Annotated in this window: 12 protein-coding genes and 2 tRNA genes; 8 read left to right on the top strand and 6 right to left on the bottom strand. The window is 67.7% G+C overall.

Annotation, left to right across the window (positions count from 1 at the left end):
* The first annotated feature begins 152 nt into the window (after positions 1–152).
* Positions 153–1,748 carry a 3' terminal RNA ribose 2'-O-methyltransferase Hen1 gene (locus AB0L82_RS01820; protein WP_364629484.1) on the top strand — a complete coding sequence of 532 codons (1,596 nt, stop codon included), beginning with the start codon at positions 153–155 and terminating at the stop codon, positions 1,746–1,748.
* On the top strand, positions 1,748–4,324 hold the full coding sequence (locus AB0L82_RS01815; protein WP_364629481.1) for a polynucleotide kinase-phosphatase: 2,577 nt from the start codon (positions 1,748–1,750) through the stop codon (positions 4,322–4,324). Before AB0L82_RS01820 ends, AB0L82_RS01815 begins: the two co-directional genes overlap by 1 nt.
* A 211-nt stretch (positions 4,325–4,535) precedes the next feature.
* On the opposite strand, the gene AB0L82_RS01810 is transcribed toward AB0L82_RS01815, so the two are convergent.
* Complete coding sequence (locus tag AB0L82_RS01810) at positions 4,536–6,623, bottom strand: glycosyltransferase family 39 protein (protein ID WP_364629478.1); 2,088 nt, start codon at positions 6,621–6,623, stop codon at positions 4,536–4,538.
* 80 nt (positions 6,624–6,703) lie between these two features.
* On the bottom strand, positions 6,704–7,183 hold the full coding sequence (locus AB0L82_RS01805) for an NUDIX domain-containing protein (RefSeq protein ID WP_364629475.1): 480 nt from the start codon (positions 7,181–7,183) through the stop codon (positions 6,704–6,706).
* A gap of 194 nt (positions 7,184–7,377) precedes the next feature.
* On the opposite strand from AB0L82_RS01805, the gene AB0L82_RS01800 reads away from it, so the two are divergent.
* Positions 7,378–8,139 (top strand): hypothetical protein, encoded by a 762-nt coding sequence (locus AB0L82_RS01800; RefSeq protein WP_364629472.1) that lies wholly within the window; start codon positions 7,378–7,380, stop codon positions 8,137–8,139.
* Here AB0L82_RS01800 and AB0L82_RS01795 read toward each other — a convergent pair whose 3' ends face one another.
* On the bottom strand, positions 8,140–8,478 hold the full coding sequence (locus AB0L82_RS01795) for a hypothetical protein (protein WP_364629470.1): 339 nt from the start codon (positions 8,476–8,478) through the stop codon (positions 8,140–8,142).
* 130 nt (positions 8,479–8,608) lie between these two features.
* On the opposite strand from AB0L82_RS01795, the gene AB0L82_RS01790 reads away from it, so the two are divergent.
* The gene (locus AB0L82_RS01790) at positions 8,609–9,334 is read left to right on the top strand and encodes a GntR family transcriptional regulator (protein WP_364629467.1); all 726 of its coding nucleotides are present in this window, start codon (positions 8,609–8,611) and stop codon (positions 9,332–9,334) included.
* A 48-nt stretch (positions 9,335–9,382) separates the two neighbouring features.
* On the opposite strand, the gene AB0L82_RS01785 is transcribed toward AB0L82_RS01790, so the two are convergent.
* The 3 genes from AB0L82_RS01785 to AB0L82_RS01775 all read right to left on the bottom strand — a co-directional run bounded on the left by AB0L82_RS01785 (position 9,383) and on the right by AB0L82_RS01775 (position 10,647).
* Positions 9,383–10,219: a hypothetical protein gene (locus AB0L82_RS01785; RefSeq protein ID WP_364629464.1), complete on the bottom strand. Its 837-nt coding sequence runs from the start codon at positions 10,217–10,219 to the stop codon at positions 9,383–9,385.
* Between the two features lie 239 nt (positions 10,220–10,458).
* Positions 10,459–10,535, bottom strand: a tRNA-Pro gene (locus AB0L82_RS01780).
* A gap of 41 nt (positions 10,536–10,576) precedes the next feature.
* Positions 10,577–10,647 (bottom strand) — tRNA-Gly (locus tag AB0L82_RS01775).
* A 421-nt stretch (positions 10,648–11,068) separates the two neighbouring features.
* Between AB0L82_RS01775 and AB0L82_RS01770 the strand changes: the two genes are divergently transcribed.
* The 4 genes from AB0L82_RS01770 to AB0L82_RS01755 all read left to right on the top strand — a co-directional run bounded on the left by AB0L82_RS01770 (position 11,069) and on the right by AB0L82_RS01755 (position 15,953).
* On the top strand, positions 11,069–12,073 hold the full coding sequence (locus AB0L82_RS01770) for a GGDEF domain-containing protein (RefSeq protein ID WP_364629462.1): 1,005 nt from the start codon (positions 11,069–11,071) through the stop codon (positions 12,071–12,073).
* A 227-nt stretch (positions 12,074–12,300) separates the two neighbouring features.
* Positions 12,301–13,179, top strand: coding sequence for a DUF1542 domain-containing protein (locus tag AB0L82_RS01765; RefSeq protein ID WP_364629460.1), 879 nt, complete (start codon positions 12,301–12,303; stop codon positions 13,177–13,179).
* Between the two features lie 164 nt (positions 13,180–13,343).
* A complete protein-coding gene (locus tag AB0L82_RS01760; RefSeq protein WP_364632722.1) occupies positions 13,344–14,618 on the top strand; it encodes a phosphatase PAP2 family protein in 1,275 nt (424 codons plus the stop codon).
* A gap of 60 nt (positions 14,619–14,678) precedes the next feature.
* The gene (locus tag AB0L82_RS01755) at positions 14,679–15,953 is read left to right on the top strand and encodes a glycosyltransferase family 87 protein (RefSeq protein WP_364629457.1); all 1,275 of its coding nucleotides are present in this window, start codon (positions 14,679–14,681) and stop codon (positions 15,951–15,953) included.
* Positions 15,954–15,981 lie beyond the last annotated feature (28 nt).

Below are 15,981 nucleotides of genomic sequence, written 5' to 3'. Positions count from 1 at the left end.
CCGCACGGCGTGCGGCACCGGGCCGAAACTACACGGTTGTCCCGAATTCCGGCGTCGAGGCCCAACACGACGCGGGTTCGCGGGAATAGCGGCCGGGTAGGTGACGGGAAATGTGTTTGCCCGGTTTGTCGAGGTACGGAAGCATTCGACGGGTGCTGCTGACGATTACCTGTACCCGACCCGATGACGCCGAATGGGCGGCGAGCGAGCTGGGATATCTGCTGCACAAGAACCCCGGCAAGGTGCAGACGTTCGAACAGTCCTACGGGGTGGCGCATGTGCTCTATCCCGAGGCCGATGCCGATCGCTGCACCGCCGCGCTGCTGCTGGAGATCGATCCGGTCCGGCTGGTGCGCGGAAAGACGAAGGGGGCAACGGAATTCAGTCTCGGCCAGTACGTGAACGATCGGCCGTACGCGGCGTCATCGCTGCTGTCCGTCGCCATCTCGTCGGTATTCGGCTCCGCGCTGCACGGGCGGTGCGCGCAGCGGCCGGAACTGGCGGAGACCGCGCTGCCGCTGCGCATCGAATTGCCCGCGGTGCCGTGCAAGGGCGGGGCCGAGGCCGCCGAACAGGTCTTCGGGCCGCTCGGGTGGACGGTGCGGGCCACTCCCCTGCCGCTGGATCCGGCCTTCCCGGACTGGGGTGACTCGCACTATCTGCGGCTGGAATTGACCGGCACGCTTCGGCTTTCGGACGCGCTGTCGCACCTGTACGTGCTGCTGCCCGTACTCGACGGCAGCAAGCACTACTTCCTGGACACCGCGGAGATCGACAAACTGCTGCGCTTCGGCGCGGGCTGGCTCAATAGCCATCCGGCGCGGGACTGGATCACCCGGCGCTATCTGGCGCGGCGGCACTCGCTGGTGCGCGCGGCGCTGGCGCGGCTGGCCGAACTGGACGATCTCGAACCCGAATCGTTCGGGGCCGTCGACGTCAATATCGACGACCTCGCGCGGGAAGTGGCGGCGGCGACGGCGGAAGCCGCTGCCGCCGTACTGTCCGGGGGAGACGAATCCCGCAGCACCACAGCCGATGTCACCGTGGAGGCGGACGCCTCGAGCGATACGGGTACGACCGGCAGCACCGCCGAATCCGCCGATCCGATCGTGGCCGATGCGCCGGTGCGGTCGCTCGCGGTAATGCGGCGGGCGGCGGTGCTCCAGGCGCTGCGGTCCACGGGGGCGCAGCGGGTGCTGGATCTCGGATGCGGCGAAGGCGCGCTGCTGCGCGAGCTGGTGGCGGACAAATCGTTCAATGAGATTGTCGGCGTTGATGTCTCGGTTCGATCATTGCGGATCGCGGAGCGCCGGATGCGACGGCTACCGGAATGGCAGACGCGCCGGGTGGCGCTGCGGCAGGGGGCGCTGACCTATACCGACGCCGCGCTGCGCGGATACGACGCGGCGGTGCTCATGGAGGTCATCGAGCATGTCGACCTGCCTCGACTGAACGCGTTGGAGCAGTCCGTATTCGGTGCCGCCGCACCCGGTGCGGTGATCGTGACGACGCCCAACGGGGAGTACAACGCGCTCTACGAGGGGATGTCGGACGGCGCTTTCCGGCACAGCGATCACCGATTCGAATGGAGCCGAGCCGAATTCGCCGACTGGGCGGGCCGGGTCGGCGAAACCTATGGCTATCGGGTGCGATTCGAGCCCGTCGGAATACCCGACGAGGAGCTCGGCCCGCCCACGCAGATGGCGGTCTTCACCAGGGCCGCGAATGATGAGAAGGGAGCGGCGTAATGGCTGAGCTCTCCATTCCCGAACTGTGCCTGGTCGTGCTGATCGGCAGTACCGGATCGGGTAAATCCACCTTCGCGCGCAAGCATTTCCGCGAGACGGTGATCGTGTCCTCCGATGCCTGCCGCGGTATCGTCAGCGATGACGAGAACGATCAGGCGGCCACACCCGACGCGTTCGCACTGCTGCATCACATCGCCGGTGTCCGGCTGCGGCGCGGGCTGCGCACCGTCATCGACGCCACCAATGTGCAGCCCAAGGCGCGGCAGGAATTGATCGAGCTGGCGCGGGCGCACGATGTGCTGCCGGTGGCGATCGTGCTGGACGTGCCCGAGCGGGAATGCGCGGAACGCAATGCCTCCCGGCCCGATCGCGATTTCGGGCGGCATGTGGTGGCGCGGCAGCAGCGCGATCTGAAGCGAAGTCTGCGCTTGCTGGAACGCGAGGGCTTCCGGCGCGTGCACGTGCTGCACGGCACCGCCGAGATCGACGCGGCCACCATCGTGAACGAGCGGCTCTGGAACGATCGCCGCGATCTGACCGGGCCGTTCGATGTGATCGGCGATATCCACGGCTGCCGTTCCGAATTGGAGACGCTGCTGGGCGAACTCGGCTACGCGCTGACCCGCGATACCGCCGGGCGGGCGGTGGACGCGCGGCATCCGGACAGGCGCACCGCGGTATTCGTTGGCGATCTGGTCGATCGCGGTCCCGACACCCCGGGTGTGCTGCGGCTGGTCATGGGCATGGTCAAAGCCGGAAACGCGCTGTGCGTCACCGGGAATCACGAGTTCAAACTGGTGCGGGCACTGGACGGGCGCAAGGTCAGGACCACGCACGGGCTGGCCGAATCGCTCGCGCAGCTGGACGGCGAGGATGACGAATTCCGCAAGACCGCACGGGAATTCATGCGCGGCATGATCAGCCACTACGTCCTGGACGAGGGCAATCTGGTGGTGGCGCACGCCGGGCTGAAGGAACAGTTCCACGGCCGCGCCTCCGGAAGGGTGCGCGAATTCGCCATGTACGGCGAATCCACCGGTGAGACAGACGAATACGGCTTGCCGGTGCGCTATCCATGGGCCAATGACTATCGCGGCAAAGCGCTGGTGCTGTACGGGCACACGCCCATGGCCGAACTGGTGTGGGTGAACAACACGTTCTGCCTGGATACCGGTGTGGTGTTCGGCGGGCGGCTCACCGCACTGCGCTACCCCGAGCGCGAACCGGTTTCGGTTCCGGCGGAACAGGTCTGGTACGAGCCGACGCGACCGCTGGAGACGCCGAGCGTGGTACCCGGCATCGGCATGGTGCATCGCGATCCCGCCGTACTGGACCTGGACGATGTGATCGGCCGCCGGGTGGTGCAGACCCGCTATCTGTCCCGGGTGAGCGTGCAGGAGGACGCGGCCAGCGCGGCGCTCGAGGTGATGAGCCGGTTCGCCATCGATCCGCGCTGGCTGGTCTACCTGCCGCCGACCATGTCGCCCTGCGCCACATCGACTCTCGACGGATATCTGGAGTATCCGGCGCAGGCGTTCGAGTACTACCGCTCCGAAGGCGTCGAGACCGTGGTGTGCGAGGAGAAGCACATGGGATCGCGCGCGGTCGCGGTGCTGGCGCGCTCCGCCGACGCCGCCCGCGATCGGTTCGGGGTGACCGACGGCAGTACCGGCGCGGTGTACACCCGTACCGGGCGGCCGTTCTTCGACGATCCGGAACAGGCCGAGACGCTGCTGGCACGGGTGCGCGCCGCGGCCGAGAAGGCCGGGCTCTTCGAGGAATTGGGTACCGACTGGCTGGCCCTGGACACCGAACTGCTGCCGTGGTCGGCCAAGGCGCTGGGGCTGCTGCGCAGTCAGTACGCGGCGGTCGGGGCGGCCGCCCGGGCTTCGCTGGGCGCGGCGGCCCAGGTGCTGGCCGCCGCCGGTGCGAGAGGTTTGGACGTGACCGATCTCGCCGAACGCACCCGGGACCGGGAGGCCGACGCGGCGGCCTTCACGACCGCGTACGGGCGCTACTGCTGGCCCGTGGACGGTCTCGACGGCGTGCGGCTGGCCCCGTTCCAGATCCTGGCCGCCCAGGGCGTGAATTACGCCGTGCGCGAGCACAACTGGCACCTGGAACGCATCGATCGGCTGATCGAGGCCGATCCGGAACTGTTCACCCCGACCCGGCGGGTATCGGTCGACCTGTCCGACCCCGACAGCGAGGCCGCGGCCACCGCGTGGTGGATCGAACTCACCGCGGCGGGCGGCGAGGGCATGGTGGTCAAGCCCACCGGCTCGCTGGTCACCGGATCCGGCACCCGCAGTGGGCGTCCGGTCCAGCCGGGCGTGAAATGCCGTGGCCCGGAATACCTCCGGATCATCTACGGCCCGGAGTATCTGCGCCCCGCCAACCTCACCCGCCTGCGCCAGCGCGGCCTCGGCGGCAAACGCTCACTGGCCCTGCGCGAGTACGCCCTCGGCCTGGAAGCCCTGGACCGCTTCGTCACCGGCGAACCCCTCTGGCGCGTCCACGAGGCCGTCTTCGCCGTCCTGGCCCTGGAGACCGAGCCCATCGATCCGCGGCTCTAGTCGAGACACCGAGGGCGCGTGCCGCCGACCCGCAGGCGATACGCGCCCTCGCCACATTGGCGATGCGCCCCGGCCGAACCGACGTAGCACGGGCACCTCTCGCCACCTCGCTGAAAAGTCCCGTCATCCCGGCGTGCTTATGGCCGGGATCCACACCGGCAGCGGGTTGACCGGTACGGGCCGGTCCACCCGGCCCGTACCGCCCCTCATATCACCCGGCCTTCGGGGTCGCGGTCAGGTCGTAGAGCGTGACCCCGTCCACCTCGGTCGCGGTGTAATGATCTTTTACCCAGGCGGTGATCTTCGAACCTTCCGAGGTGCTCGAGCCGCCGGGTCCGTGGTTCTCACCCGCGATGAAGTAGTGGATCTTGCCCTCGGTGACGTCCCGCTGGAATTGCGCGAGGGTCGGGGCCGGATCGCCGCCGCCGAAACCGCCGATCGCCATGACCGGGTAATCCGCCGCCAGCTGGTAGGACGCCGCGTTGTTGGAGCTGATGGTGGCGGCCACCCAGGTATAGGCGGAACCGTCCTGTTCGAGCAGGGCGAGGACCTCGTCGCCGGGCTTCTCATCGCCCATCGGGCCACCGCCGCCGGCACGTTCGCGATCGGCGTCACCACCCGCGTCGGTCGCACCGCCGGGTGCATCGCCACCCGGGGCCGCTGCACCCGATTCCGGATCGGATTGGGCATCGCGATTGCCACCGGGGAAGCCCGGGAAGCCGGAATCGGTTGCGGGACCGGCCTTCACAATGCCGCCGGTGTGCGGCTGCCGCAGGGTTTCCACGGCATACGCGGTGGGTGCGGCCAGGCCGACGAACACCGCGGCCAAGAGGGTGGCGATGGTGAGGCGGCGTCCACCGCGCAGCACCAGCCCCGCCGCCGCGAGCACCGCGACGCCGACGATCAACCACCGCAGCCACGGCACGAAATCCGGTGTGCGCGATAGCAGTACGAAGGCGGTCAGCGCGGTCAGCGCCACGCTGAGCACCAGTACCGCCCGCACCCAGCGGCGCTCGCGTTCGGCCCACACCACCGCACCGGCCGCGCCGATGGTTCCGGCCAGCGCGGGAGCCAGTGCCACCGTGTAGTACTCGTGGAAGATGCCGCCCATGAAGCTGAACACCAGCCCGGTCACCAGTCCCCAGCCGCCGAGCAGCAGCAGCGCGGCGCGCTTGCCATCGGTGCGAGGAGCCCTGCCGCGCAATATGATTGCCGCCACGAGCAGGATCAGGGCCGCCGGGATGAGCCAGGCGATCTGACCGCCGACGGTCTCGTTGAACAGGCGGGTGATTCCGGCCTGGCCGCCGAACGGGTGGAAGCCGCCGTGCATCTGCGGCATGTCACCGCCAGCGGCGAGATCGACACCGGCGGTCACGCCACCACCCGGGTCGCCACCGGGAGCCCCGCCGCCGCCCGGCTTACCGCTCCCGGAGCCGAGTCCGAGCCGGTCCAGGCCGTTGTATCCGAGGGTCAGCTCGATGATCGAATTGTTCGTGGAGCCACCGAAATACGGCCGATCGGAGGCGGGCCACAGCTGGGCGACGAGCACCCACCAGCCCGCGCCCGCCACCATCGCGGCACCGGCCGCGAACAGCTGCGCGATGCGCTTGCCGAGCTTGGGCGGACCGGCGAACAGATAGGTGAGCGCGAGCGCGGGCAGGACCAGTCCGGCCTGTAATTGCTTTGCCAGGAAACCGAATCCGACGAGCAGCCCGCACAGCACCAGCCAGCGCCAGCGGCCGTCGTCGAGCGCCCGCAGCATGGTCCATACGGCGGCGATCATCAGGAATACCAGCAGCGCGTCCGGGTTGTTGTACCGGAACATCAGCGCCGCAACGGGAGTCACCGCGAGTGCGAGTCCGGCCAGCAGTCCGGCGTTCGCCCCGAAATGCCGTCGCACCACCGCCCACAGCAGCGCCACCGACGCCACCCCGAGCAGCACCTGCGGGAGCAGCATGGTCCAGCTGCCGAAGCCGAATAGCCTGGCGGACAACTCCATCGGCCAGAGTGAGGCCGGGGTCTTGTCGACGGTGATGGCATTGGCCCAGTCCGAGGAGCCGAAGAAGAACGCCTTCCACGACTTCGCTCCGGACTGCACGGCCGCGGCATAGAACGAATTCGCCCAGCCGCTGGCGGTCAGATTCCATAGATACGCGGCTCCGGTGCCCACCAGCAGCAGTGCGAGCCAGATGTATTCGCGCCGCAGTGGTCCGGACGTGGTCGCCGGACGCCGACCCGCTCGCGTCGGCGCCGCGGGCGGCGCACCGCCGGACCCCGGCGCAGTAGCTGTATCGATCATGCGATCCACCCTCGCCACCGTGCCACGGTTTCAGCTGGGATCAGCCTGCGAGGTTGCTGTGAAGGCCGCTTTCGGGCAGGTCAGAGGTTGTTCGCGAGTTCAGCGAGCCGGTCCAGGAAGGGTCGCTGACCTTTACCGAGCTTCTCCTGGGCGATGTCGATGGCGAACCATTCGGCGCGGTCGATCTCCGGGAACTCCTGGAGGCGGCCCGAACGCGGCGGCCATTCCATCTCGAAGGTGCCGGGCACCACCAGCGCCGGATCGAGGTCGCCTTCGACGGCCCAGACGGTGACCTGTTTGCGGCTGCGGCCGCTGCCGTATTCGACCTCGCCGAGGGCGAGCCACTCGCCGTCGGGGACGGGGAGGCCGAGTTCCTCGGTGAATTCGCGTGCGGCCGCGACGCGCTGCTCCTCTTCGCCGGGTTCGTACTCACCCTTGGGGATGGACCAGGCGGACGCGTCCTTCTTGGCCCAGAGCGGTCCGCCCATATGGCCGAGCAGTACTTCGAGGGTGGGGGTGCGGCGGAAGAGCAGCACGCCCGCGCTGTACCTGAGGGTCATGTGCGCAGTGTGCCTCGTTCGGGATGTATGCGCACATTCGGGGCATCCGGTGCGGCGATATGCCAGCAAACCGGTCAGGTGAATAGTTCTTTCGGTAATTTCGGACATTCCTCGCGGAAATCCTTTACGACCGAAACCCGGTCGGCCCCTGCGTATTCCACTAAGCTTCGCTGGTTGGATTTTGCCTGAACCTGATGACGATTGGATACCGCATGGCGTTCCGCAGCTCCACCGCGGCAGCTTCCCTCGTAATCGGCGCACTGACCGCGGCAACCGGCCTGGCGAACGCCGAGCCCGCTGCACCCCAGAATGTTTCGTATTCCGCGAAGCTGGTGGACAAAACGGTCGTCACCACTCTCAAGGGCGGCACTTTCGAGCTCTCCCACACCCCCGGCGCCGACCCCGCCGGAACGGTGAACGTGGTCAATGTGAAGGACGAGCGGGGCGGCGTATTGCTCACGCTGCCACTCGAATTCCATTTGGCCGGGGTCGATGTTCCGGTCAAACCGGAAATTCAGCGCAATAACACCGTATTGGTGCTCACGCCCGAGAAACCGGCGGGCCTCGACGCCAATCAGCAGATCACCGTGAAACCCATCGCGTCGGCGAATGAGGACACGCGCGCGCTCAATTTCTTCAGCACCCAGTTCGGCCTGGCTACCACCATCGGCACCTTCGTCGGCACGGCGCTGGGCGCGACCATCGGCTGCCTGGCCACCATCGCGGCGGGCTGCCTGCCCGGATTCATGGCGGGCGCGACCATCGGCGGCATCCTCGGTTCGATCGCGGTGGGCGGTCCGACGCTGATCGCCGCAGGCATCGATCTGCTCACCACGCTGCAGGCTCCGGCCGGCACCTCCAAGTGGGCCGACAAACCGGTGGCCGCCCCGGAGACCACCGCGCCGCAGGCACAGAACACCGCGCCGCAGGCACAGCCCGCGGCGCAGCCGAACTAGTCAGCGGAAACCCGCCGGGGGCCGAATTGCCCAGCGCGCGTACGTTTCCTCGGGATCGACGGTGATGACATCGGCGACCTGCACCAGGTCATCGGGCACCGTCGCCCCGTCGAAATGCCGCGCGCTGGGAACAATGATCGCTTCGGCGTCCAGGCGAGTGGTGATCGTCTTCAGACCGGCCAATAGGTGCCGCCCGGAGCGGGCGTCCGCGATGACCAGTTTGGCGAAGTCGTAGCCCAGACGCTGGGCGCGCTTGCGGATCTGGTCCTCATCCCAGGCCTGCCGGAGGCCGCTGACATCACTGCGCAGATATCCGACTGCGGTCGGCCGAAACTTCATGACGCCCCCTCGATCTACCCGTGGACCGAATGCGTATATCCAGTTGAGTATATCCACAACTGCACATCCGCAACTGGGTATACGGAATATTGTTGAGAACGGGGACAACGTGATTCGAAGGACCGAGCACATGCCAGAACCCGCCTACGTGGCCATCGCAGGTAAGTACGCACGCCAGATCCGTACCGGCGCACTGCCGCCCGGCACCCAGCTACCGAGCTACGCCGAGATCGCCGAACGCAACGGCGTCTCCCAGATCGTGGTCCGGCACGCGGTGAAACTACTGCTCAGCCAGGGCCTGGTGCGCAGCGTCGAACGCCGCGGCACCTTCGTCGCCGACCGCATCGACCTGGTGCGACTCGCGCCCGAACGCCAAATGGAAAGTCCGGAAACGAGTTTCGGCCAGGAGACGGACCGGGAGGTGAAGGTCGAGCGCACCAGCAAACGCCTGAGCGCCACCGAGACCCTCGCCGAGATCCTGGGCGTCCACCTCGGCGAGGAGATCACCCAGATCACCACCCGCGCCAGCGAGGACGGCCGCCCCATCTCCATCTCCGACGCCTATCAGCCACTCGACACCGAGGGCACCGAAGGCGCGGCCTTCCTGGAAGAGACCATCGCCGACCGACTCCCCGCCCAAACCCATGCGGCATGGCTGAATACACCCGACGGAGCCCTGGTCAAACACGTCCGCCAACGCTTCCTGGCCCGCGACGACCGCGTCCTGATGGCCTGCGACATCTCCTTCCCCCTGGACCGCTACTCCGCCTTCGTCTTCCGCATGAGCCTGGACCCGGAAGCAGAAGCAGAACCGGCCGAACCCGAGCCGACAGCCGAGCCCATCCCCACCGCTTGACCACTCATCGGTAGGGACGCCGGGCCGAATCTCCGTTACCCCCGTGACTCAGCGCCGTACCCAGCCTTGCGCCACATCGGACAGGTTCCACCACGAAACGTAGTGCGCGTCTTCGGATTCCAGCCGCCAGTCGGTGGCGAGCGTCTCGAAGAAGGCGTCGTCACCCGTCTTGCCGCCCTTGGGCTCGCCGACGAAGAGCACCCGCTCGCCACCGGCGCTGACGAAATCCGTCAGCGCCTGCGAGGCCATGGTGCTGCCCCAGCCGGGCGGCCAGCACAGGAACAGCACCTCACCGGACCTATCCGACACGCGCGCCGCGCAGTCGGTGAGATCGCCTACCGGATACCAGGTATCGCGCTGCCCGGACGCTCCGGGAAACGACAGATTCACGGTGCGATCCGGCGGCTCGGAGTCATAGGCGGCGACCTCGAGTCCCACACTCGCGAGCTGCGCGGCCCAATATCCGCGTCCCGCACCGAGTTCCAGCACCGACCGCCCGGCACAGAACTCGGCCGCCCAGCGCAGCGTGCGCGGCGCGGGAATCGCATAGGCGTACACGGCCTGCAGAATGGTCTGCGCGTATCCGAGCCGCGCGCTCCCCGTGGCCCGTCCGCCGTCCACGACCGGCACGCCGTCCCGCTCCGACACCGACGGCCCGACGATGTCCCAGTACGGATTCCGGCTGATCTCCTCCCCACCGGTCATGAAGTGCACGAACCGCAGATCGAACGCCGCATCGGCGGCCGCGTCCCCGGTACCCGGCAATCTGGGCGCGGTATCGAGATAGTCGGCCACCTTCGGGAACTCACCCCGCAGCCGCCCCTCGTCCCCCAGCAGCGCACCCAACTCGTCCCGGCGCGCATCGGTCAGCGAAAGCTCGGTCATACCCACGATTTTCGCCCCACCGGCCCGCCGGCGTGATCGGTATCGCCCCGCCGATGCAACCCGGGTAGACATCACCACCACTGCCGACATGGGCGAATTGCGAGTATCGGTCGTGGACAGTGGAATCGGCCTCGACAACAGCCGGGGGTGCGGTGGAGTCGAGTGTCGGAAATCTCACCCGAACCGGAATCGCAAGGCACCACCCTGTTGTGGCGAGCACCGCTGGTGGAATCGAAAGATGGTCGGGGTGACAGGATTTGAACCTGCGACCCTCCGCTCCCAAAGCGGATGCGCTACCAAGCTGCGCTACACCCCGTGACCAGTTCGGCCTGGGCCGAAGCTCCCAGACGGGAGAAGAGCGGGTGACGGGAATCGAACCCGCGCTATCAGCTTGGAAGGCTGAAGTTCTACCATTGAACTACACCCGCGTGCACCCCGAGACTGCCGGTGCGTGCGTTGAGCACTGTACCTAATCTCACTCATCCAATGCCAATCGGGCTGGATACGGGCATATTCCCGCCGGTCGAGCGGAGCGTCGGCGCGTCGGGAAGACTCGCGGAAATTGGGTGTAACGCCTGGCTCCCAGGAACGATCACACATCCGATCGCCATTCGCGAGGTGTCGGGAACCCGTTCTGAAACAGGGGTTTTCGATGCCGGGTGGCTTGCTAGGATCCTTTTTGTCCGGACGGGGGTATCTGGAAAGGGGGCGGTGAGCGTGCACCACACATGCCAACCGCGAGTTAGTGAGTTCGATCCGAAGGGCAACACCGGCGCGAGCAGCACCATCGCCGGCAGCACCGGTCCCGGCCCCGCCGGGCCAGACGTCACGTTCGCAGGGTGAGCGCGCATGCCCATCCGCATCGACGCCCGCACCACCGCCGTCGTGACGGCCACCATCCGGGAATGGGTCCGGGCGGTGCATCCCGGCGGAACCGGTTCCACCGTGCCCGCACTCGAACCCGAGGATGTGGAACGCATCTTCGGGCGCATCATCGGTGAACTATTGGAACTGGCCGGGTCCGAACCATTTCCGGTGCCCGCGGCCCGCAGCATCGGGCGGCGGCTCGCCGAATCGCCGTTCGAGCGCACCCGCATGCTCGCACCCGCCAGCCGCGCCCTGCTCGGGCTCGCACCGGGTGAACCGGGATCGCTGATCGCCACCCGCTGGCCGTTCATCGCCAGCCAGGCCATCGACAGCTATGCCGAGGCGCTGCAGCAGCGTGCGCTCGCACAGCAGGAACGCAGCCTGTCCGAGGCGGTGTCGGTGCGGGTGCAGGAAATCGCGGCCCTGCAGACCCGGCTGCGACACGAAGCCACCCATGACGCGCTGACCGATCTGGCCAATCGCTCACTGCTCAAGGAGCGGGTACGGGTGATGGCCACCGATCCGGCGCGCGGCATCGGCCTGCTGCTCATCGATCTCGACGATTTCAAGCAGATCAATGACGGCTACGGGCATTCGGTCGGTGATGAGGTGCTGGTCACCATCGCCAAACGACTGCGCGCCGCCTGCCCGGCCGAGACGGTCATCTCGCGCTACGGCGGTGACGAATTCGTGGTCGCGCTGCCCGCCCGCCGCAATGCCCTGGGCGAGCTGGCCATGCGGGTGCTGGCGGCGCTGTGCGAACCCGTGCACACCGCGGCGGGTCCGGTACCGGCCTCGGCCAGTGTCGGCACCGCGTTCTGCCCGCCCGGCCGCGACTGCGATTTCGCCGATCTGCTGCGCAGCGCCGACCGTGCCATGTATTCCGCCAAAACCGCAGGAAAGCGGCAATTCGCCATATCGGAGCTCGACCCAGAGGAGGTCGACTCAGCAACCACCACCGGCAGATTCGCCGCGGTAGCGGGCTGAGCGACCTGAGGACGAGCCTCGGCGCGGGGGAACAGCGCCGAATTCGCCACCGTCCGGATCATCCGGGACGGAGGCAGTCCACGCCGCCGTGCGGCGGGTGATCGACACCCCTCATGCCCGGCGTCGCGAGGCCGAGTTGCCCGCGCGCACCGGACCGAGCTGCGCATACGAACGTGCGGCGAGTTATAGCAACTGGACAGCAATCGCTGCCGCGTAGGGTGGTTCGCGTGGCTACGGTTGTCGTACTACTCGTTCTGCTGATCGTCGTACTGCTGGCGGTGCTCATCGTCAGCCGCGGTCGGCGATCCCGCGCGAATGCCCAACTCGCCGATGCGAAAGCCGACGCACGGCGCGTCATCGAGCGCCTCGGCGGGCAGGTCTACAACCTGACCGGCAATGACGAACCCTCCAAACAGGCGCTCGCCGACGCGGGCGAACGATTCAACGCCGCGGGTTCGCAGATCGAGCAGGCCACCACGCCGGCACAGGCCCGGCTCGCCAAGGAGACCGCGCTGGAGGGCCTCTATTACGTCCGTGCCGCCCGTTCGGCCATGAAAATGGATCCGGGGCCCGATGTCCCCGAACTCGACGGTCAGCGCAGCGCGGGCAAGGTCACCGAGGATCGCGCCGTGGAATTCGACGGCCGCCGCATCGAGGCGTCCGCCGATCCCTCCGCGCGGACGCCGAACTACTACCCGGGCGGACGCGTGGCGGGCCGTCCGGTCCCCGCGGGCTGGTACTCCGAACCCTGGTGGCGCACAGCGCTTGTCGCGGGCGCGTGGGGCGTCGGCTCGGTATTGCTGTTCGACGCGCTGTTCGGCGGGATGTCCGGGGTGGATTACAACGCGGCCGCCTTCGAGAGCGGGTACGGCGACGGCTATCAGGCCGGGCTGGACGCGGGAGACAACGGGGATCAGGGCTACGACTCGGGCGGTGCCGATCAGGGGTACGGCGATCCGGGGTACGGCGACCAGCGCTACGGCACGGGCGATCCGGGCTTCACCGATGCGGGCCTCGCGGACCCGCGATCCGATCTCGGCGGCAGTGATTTCGGAGACTATGGCGATTTCGGTGGTTTCGACGGCTTCGACGGCGGCGGCATCTAGCCCGCTCCCCGAACCACGCTCGAGTGCTGGTCGGTCGCTTGTACGTCTGGCGGTAACCGGAAGTTGTGCCTCCGTTTGGCCTGTGTTATCGATTGACGGTGCTGGTCGACCACGAGGTGAAGATTTCCGGCCCGTCGTCGTCCGGCGCCGGGGCGGGATCCCGGGTGCTGCCTGCCGCCGGGGTGGCCGTTGCGGCGATATTGCTGATCGCCGCGCAGTGGTGGGCCTCCGATCACGGAGTGCTGGGACCGCTGCACAGTCTGATCGACGACTATTTCGCGAATCCGCAGTCGGCGTTCGTTTCGTGGGCGGGTTTGGGACTGGCCTGCGTCGGGGTGACCGCGCGCATCCGGGTCGTCAGCCTGGTTGCGGCAGCGGTGCTGGACCTGTTGACCCTGGGCCTGCAAGCGCTGTGCGGCTGGCATGTGTCGATCGGGACCGGGCCGACGCTGGCACTGACCGGACTGGCGATCGCCGCCTCGCGCTGGGACGGGCAGCGGCGCCGGACGGCCTTGCACGCCATCGCGTTCGGTGTGCTGCTCATCATGGCCTCGAAGGTCGCCGACACCTGGCTGATGGTCAGCGTGATCGCCGGGCCGCGGGTGCTGGATCAGTACGTGCAGCTCGCCGATCACGCGCTGGGTGAGCCCGCGTGGCTGGTCGGGCGGGCGCTGGAGGCGCTCGGTCCGATTCCGTCCGGGATTCTGCATGTCGTCTACATCCAGTTGCCGGTGGCGGCGGTGGCGATCGCGGTGTGGCAACTGCGCAATGTGGCGACGAGTCCGTGGCCGCGACACAATCTGCTGCGGACATTCCTCGTGCTGGGCGTGGTCGGGCCGCTCGGCTATGTGCTTTTTCCCGTGGTCGGACCGGTGTTCGCGTACGGACCCGAGGGCAACGGTCTGCAGATCGGGGATTGGCCGCAGGTGCTGCCCGCGCTGACCTCCATGCCGAAACCGCTGCTGTTCGACACCGTCACCGCGCGCAATTGCATGCCGTCCATGCATACCGCGTGGGCGACGGCGCTGTTCATTCATTCGCGCGGCGGCCCGCGCTGGCTGCGCTGGGCGGGGGCGACCTGGCTGGTGTGCACGCTGCTGGCGACCCTGGGTTTCGGCTATCACTACGGCTGCGATCTGGTGGCGGGCGCGGTGCTGTGCCTGACGGTGGAGTCGGCGCTGCGGGAACCCGATCGCGGCTGGAATCGGTACCGGGTGCGGATCGTCACGCTCGGGGTGACGGTGTTCGCGGGGCTATTGCTGTCCTACCGCTTCCTGCCGGTGACCATGTCCGCGTATCCGGTGGTGGCCGGGTTTGCCGTGCTGGGCTCGCTTGCCGTAGTTTCGCTGGTCTTCTATGCGACCTGGTTCAGTCCCCCTGGCGGTCGCCTGGCGGACTGGGGCGGCCGGATCGCGCGGGAATCCGTGGTCATCAACTAGCTACTCCCGCAATACAATCCGGACAACTTATGCGAAGGCCGAAGGGTTAGTGTCTGCCGAATGATCACCATGCGGACGGGGCAGCGGGGAGTGCTGCGCAAAGCGAAGTCCGATGACCTGAGAAATATCCCGCGCGTTCCGTTCGCGATCGGAATTCTGCTCTCGGTGGGCATCGCCATGCTGTTCTCACGCATGCACGGCTTCCTGGATCTGCAGGTGTATCGGGTCGTCACCCGCGCCTGGCTGCACGGCAGCACCCTGTACGGACCGACCCTGCCGGTGGCGGGGCATACCGATCTGCCGTTCACCTATCCGCCGTCCGCCGCGATCCTGATGATTCCGCTGGCGGTGACGCCGCTGTGGCTGGCGGAAATCCTGGTGACGGCGAGCTCGCTGTCCTGTCTCGGGGTGACGATCTGGCTGGTGCTCTCGCGCATTCGCCCCGATCTGGCGGTGCGCACGAAGTTCACGCTGACCACGACGGCGGTCTTCGCGCTGCTGGCCATCGAACCCGTCCGCACCACACTGTGGTTCGGGCAGATCAATCTCGTGCTGATGGCCGCGGTCGCGCTGGACTGCCTCACCGAGAAACCGCGCTGGCCGCGCGGTGTGCTCATCGGCATCGCCGCGGTCACCAAACTGACCCCGGCGGCCTTCATCCTCTACTTCCTGCTGCGCCGGGATTGGAAGGCCGCGGCCACCTCCGCGGCGACCGCGATCGCGGTCGTACTAGGCGGCTTTCTGCTCTTCCCGCGTGAATCCCGCGACTACTGGTTCCACGCGGTCACCGACACCAACCGCATCGGCTCCCCCGACTACGTCGGCAACCAGTCGATCAAGGGCCTGTTCTTCCGCCTCGGCCTGACGCATTCGGCCGCCACAATCGCGTGGCTCGCCACCGGCCTGGTCGTGGTCGGCGCGGGCGCGATCCTCATGCACTACCTGTTCAAGGCCGAATCCCTCGCCGATCAGCCCGCACTCACCGTCTACTCCGTCGCCGCCCTGCTGGTGAATGCCGCGGTCCTGCTGCTGATTTCACCGGTCTCCTGGACCCACCACTGGATCTGGGCGGGCCCCGCGATAGTGGCCGCCATCGCCTGGGCCACCACCCAACCCGGCCGCGCCCCGGCCGCCCTCACCGCCGCCTTCACCATCCCCTTCCTGATCGGCCCGGGCATCGTGCCCAACGGCCGACATCAGGAACTGAAATGGTCCTGGTGGCAAAGCATCTTCGGCGATATCTACATCATCACCACCATCGCGCTGCTCGCACTCGGACTGTGGTGGCTGGTCGCGCTGCGCACCCGGACCGTCTCGACAGCGGATATCGGCTAGTTCACCATCGCACTTCGGGGGGATTTCC

Source organism: Nocardia sp. NPDC052001 (genome assembly GCF_040680615.1).
Classification (GTDB): domain Bacteria; phylum Actinomycetota; class Actinomycetes; order Mycobacteriales; family Mycobacteriaceae; genus Nocardia.
Note: the sequence above shows the minus strand (reverse complement) of the source record. Positions and strands in the feature narration are given on the sequence as shown.

What these genes read in the sequence shown, in the direction of transcription:
- AB0L82_RS01815 (WP_364629481.1), top strand. Translation starts at nt 1,748, where the DNA reads ATGGCTGAGCTCTCCATTCCCGAACTGTGCCTGGTCGTGCTGATCGGC.
- AB0L82_RS01810 (WP_364629478.1), bottom strand. Translation starts at nt 6,623, where the DNA reads ATGATCGATACAGCTACTGCGCCGGGGTCCGGCGGTGCGCCGCCCGCG.
- AB0L82_RS01805 (WP_364629475.1), bottom strand. Translation starts at nt 7,183, where the DNA reads ATGACCCTCAGGTACAGCGCGGGCGTGCTGCTCTTCCGCCGCACCCCC.
- AB0L82_RS01800 (WP_364629472.1), top strand. Translation starts at nt 7,378, where the DNA reads ATGACGATTGGATACCGCATGGCGTTCCGCAGCTCCACCGCGGCAGCT.
- AB0L82_RS01795 (WP_364629470.1), bottom strand. Translation starts at nt 8,478, where the DNA reads ATGAAGTTTCGGCCGACCGCAGTCGGATATCTGCGCAGTGATGTCAGC.
- AB0L82_RS01790 (WP_364629467.1), top strand. Translation starts at nt 8,609, where the DNA reads ATGCCAGAACCCGCCTACGTGGCCATCGCAGGTAAGTACGCACGCCAG.
- AB0L82_RS01785 (WP_364629464.1), bottom strand. Translation starts at nt 10,219, where the DNA reads ATGACCGAGCTTTCGCTGACCGATGCGCGCCGGGACGAGTTGGGTGCG.
- AB0L82_RS01770 (WP_364629462.1), top strand. Translation starts at nt 11,069, where the DNA reads ATGCCCATCCGCATCGACGCCCGCACCACCGCCGTCGTGACGGCCACC.
- AB0L82_RS01755 (WP_364629457.1), top strand. Translation starts at nt 14,679, where the DNA reads ATGATCACCATGCGGACGGGGCAGCGGGGAGTGCTGCGCAAAGCGAAG.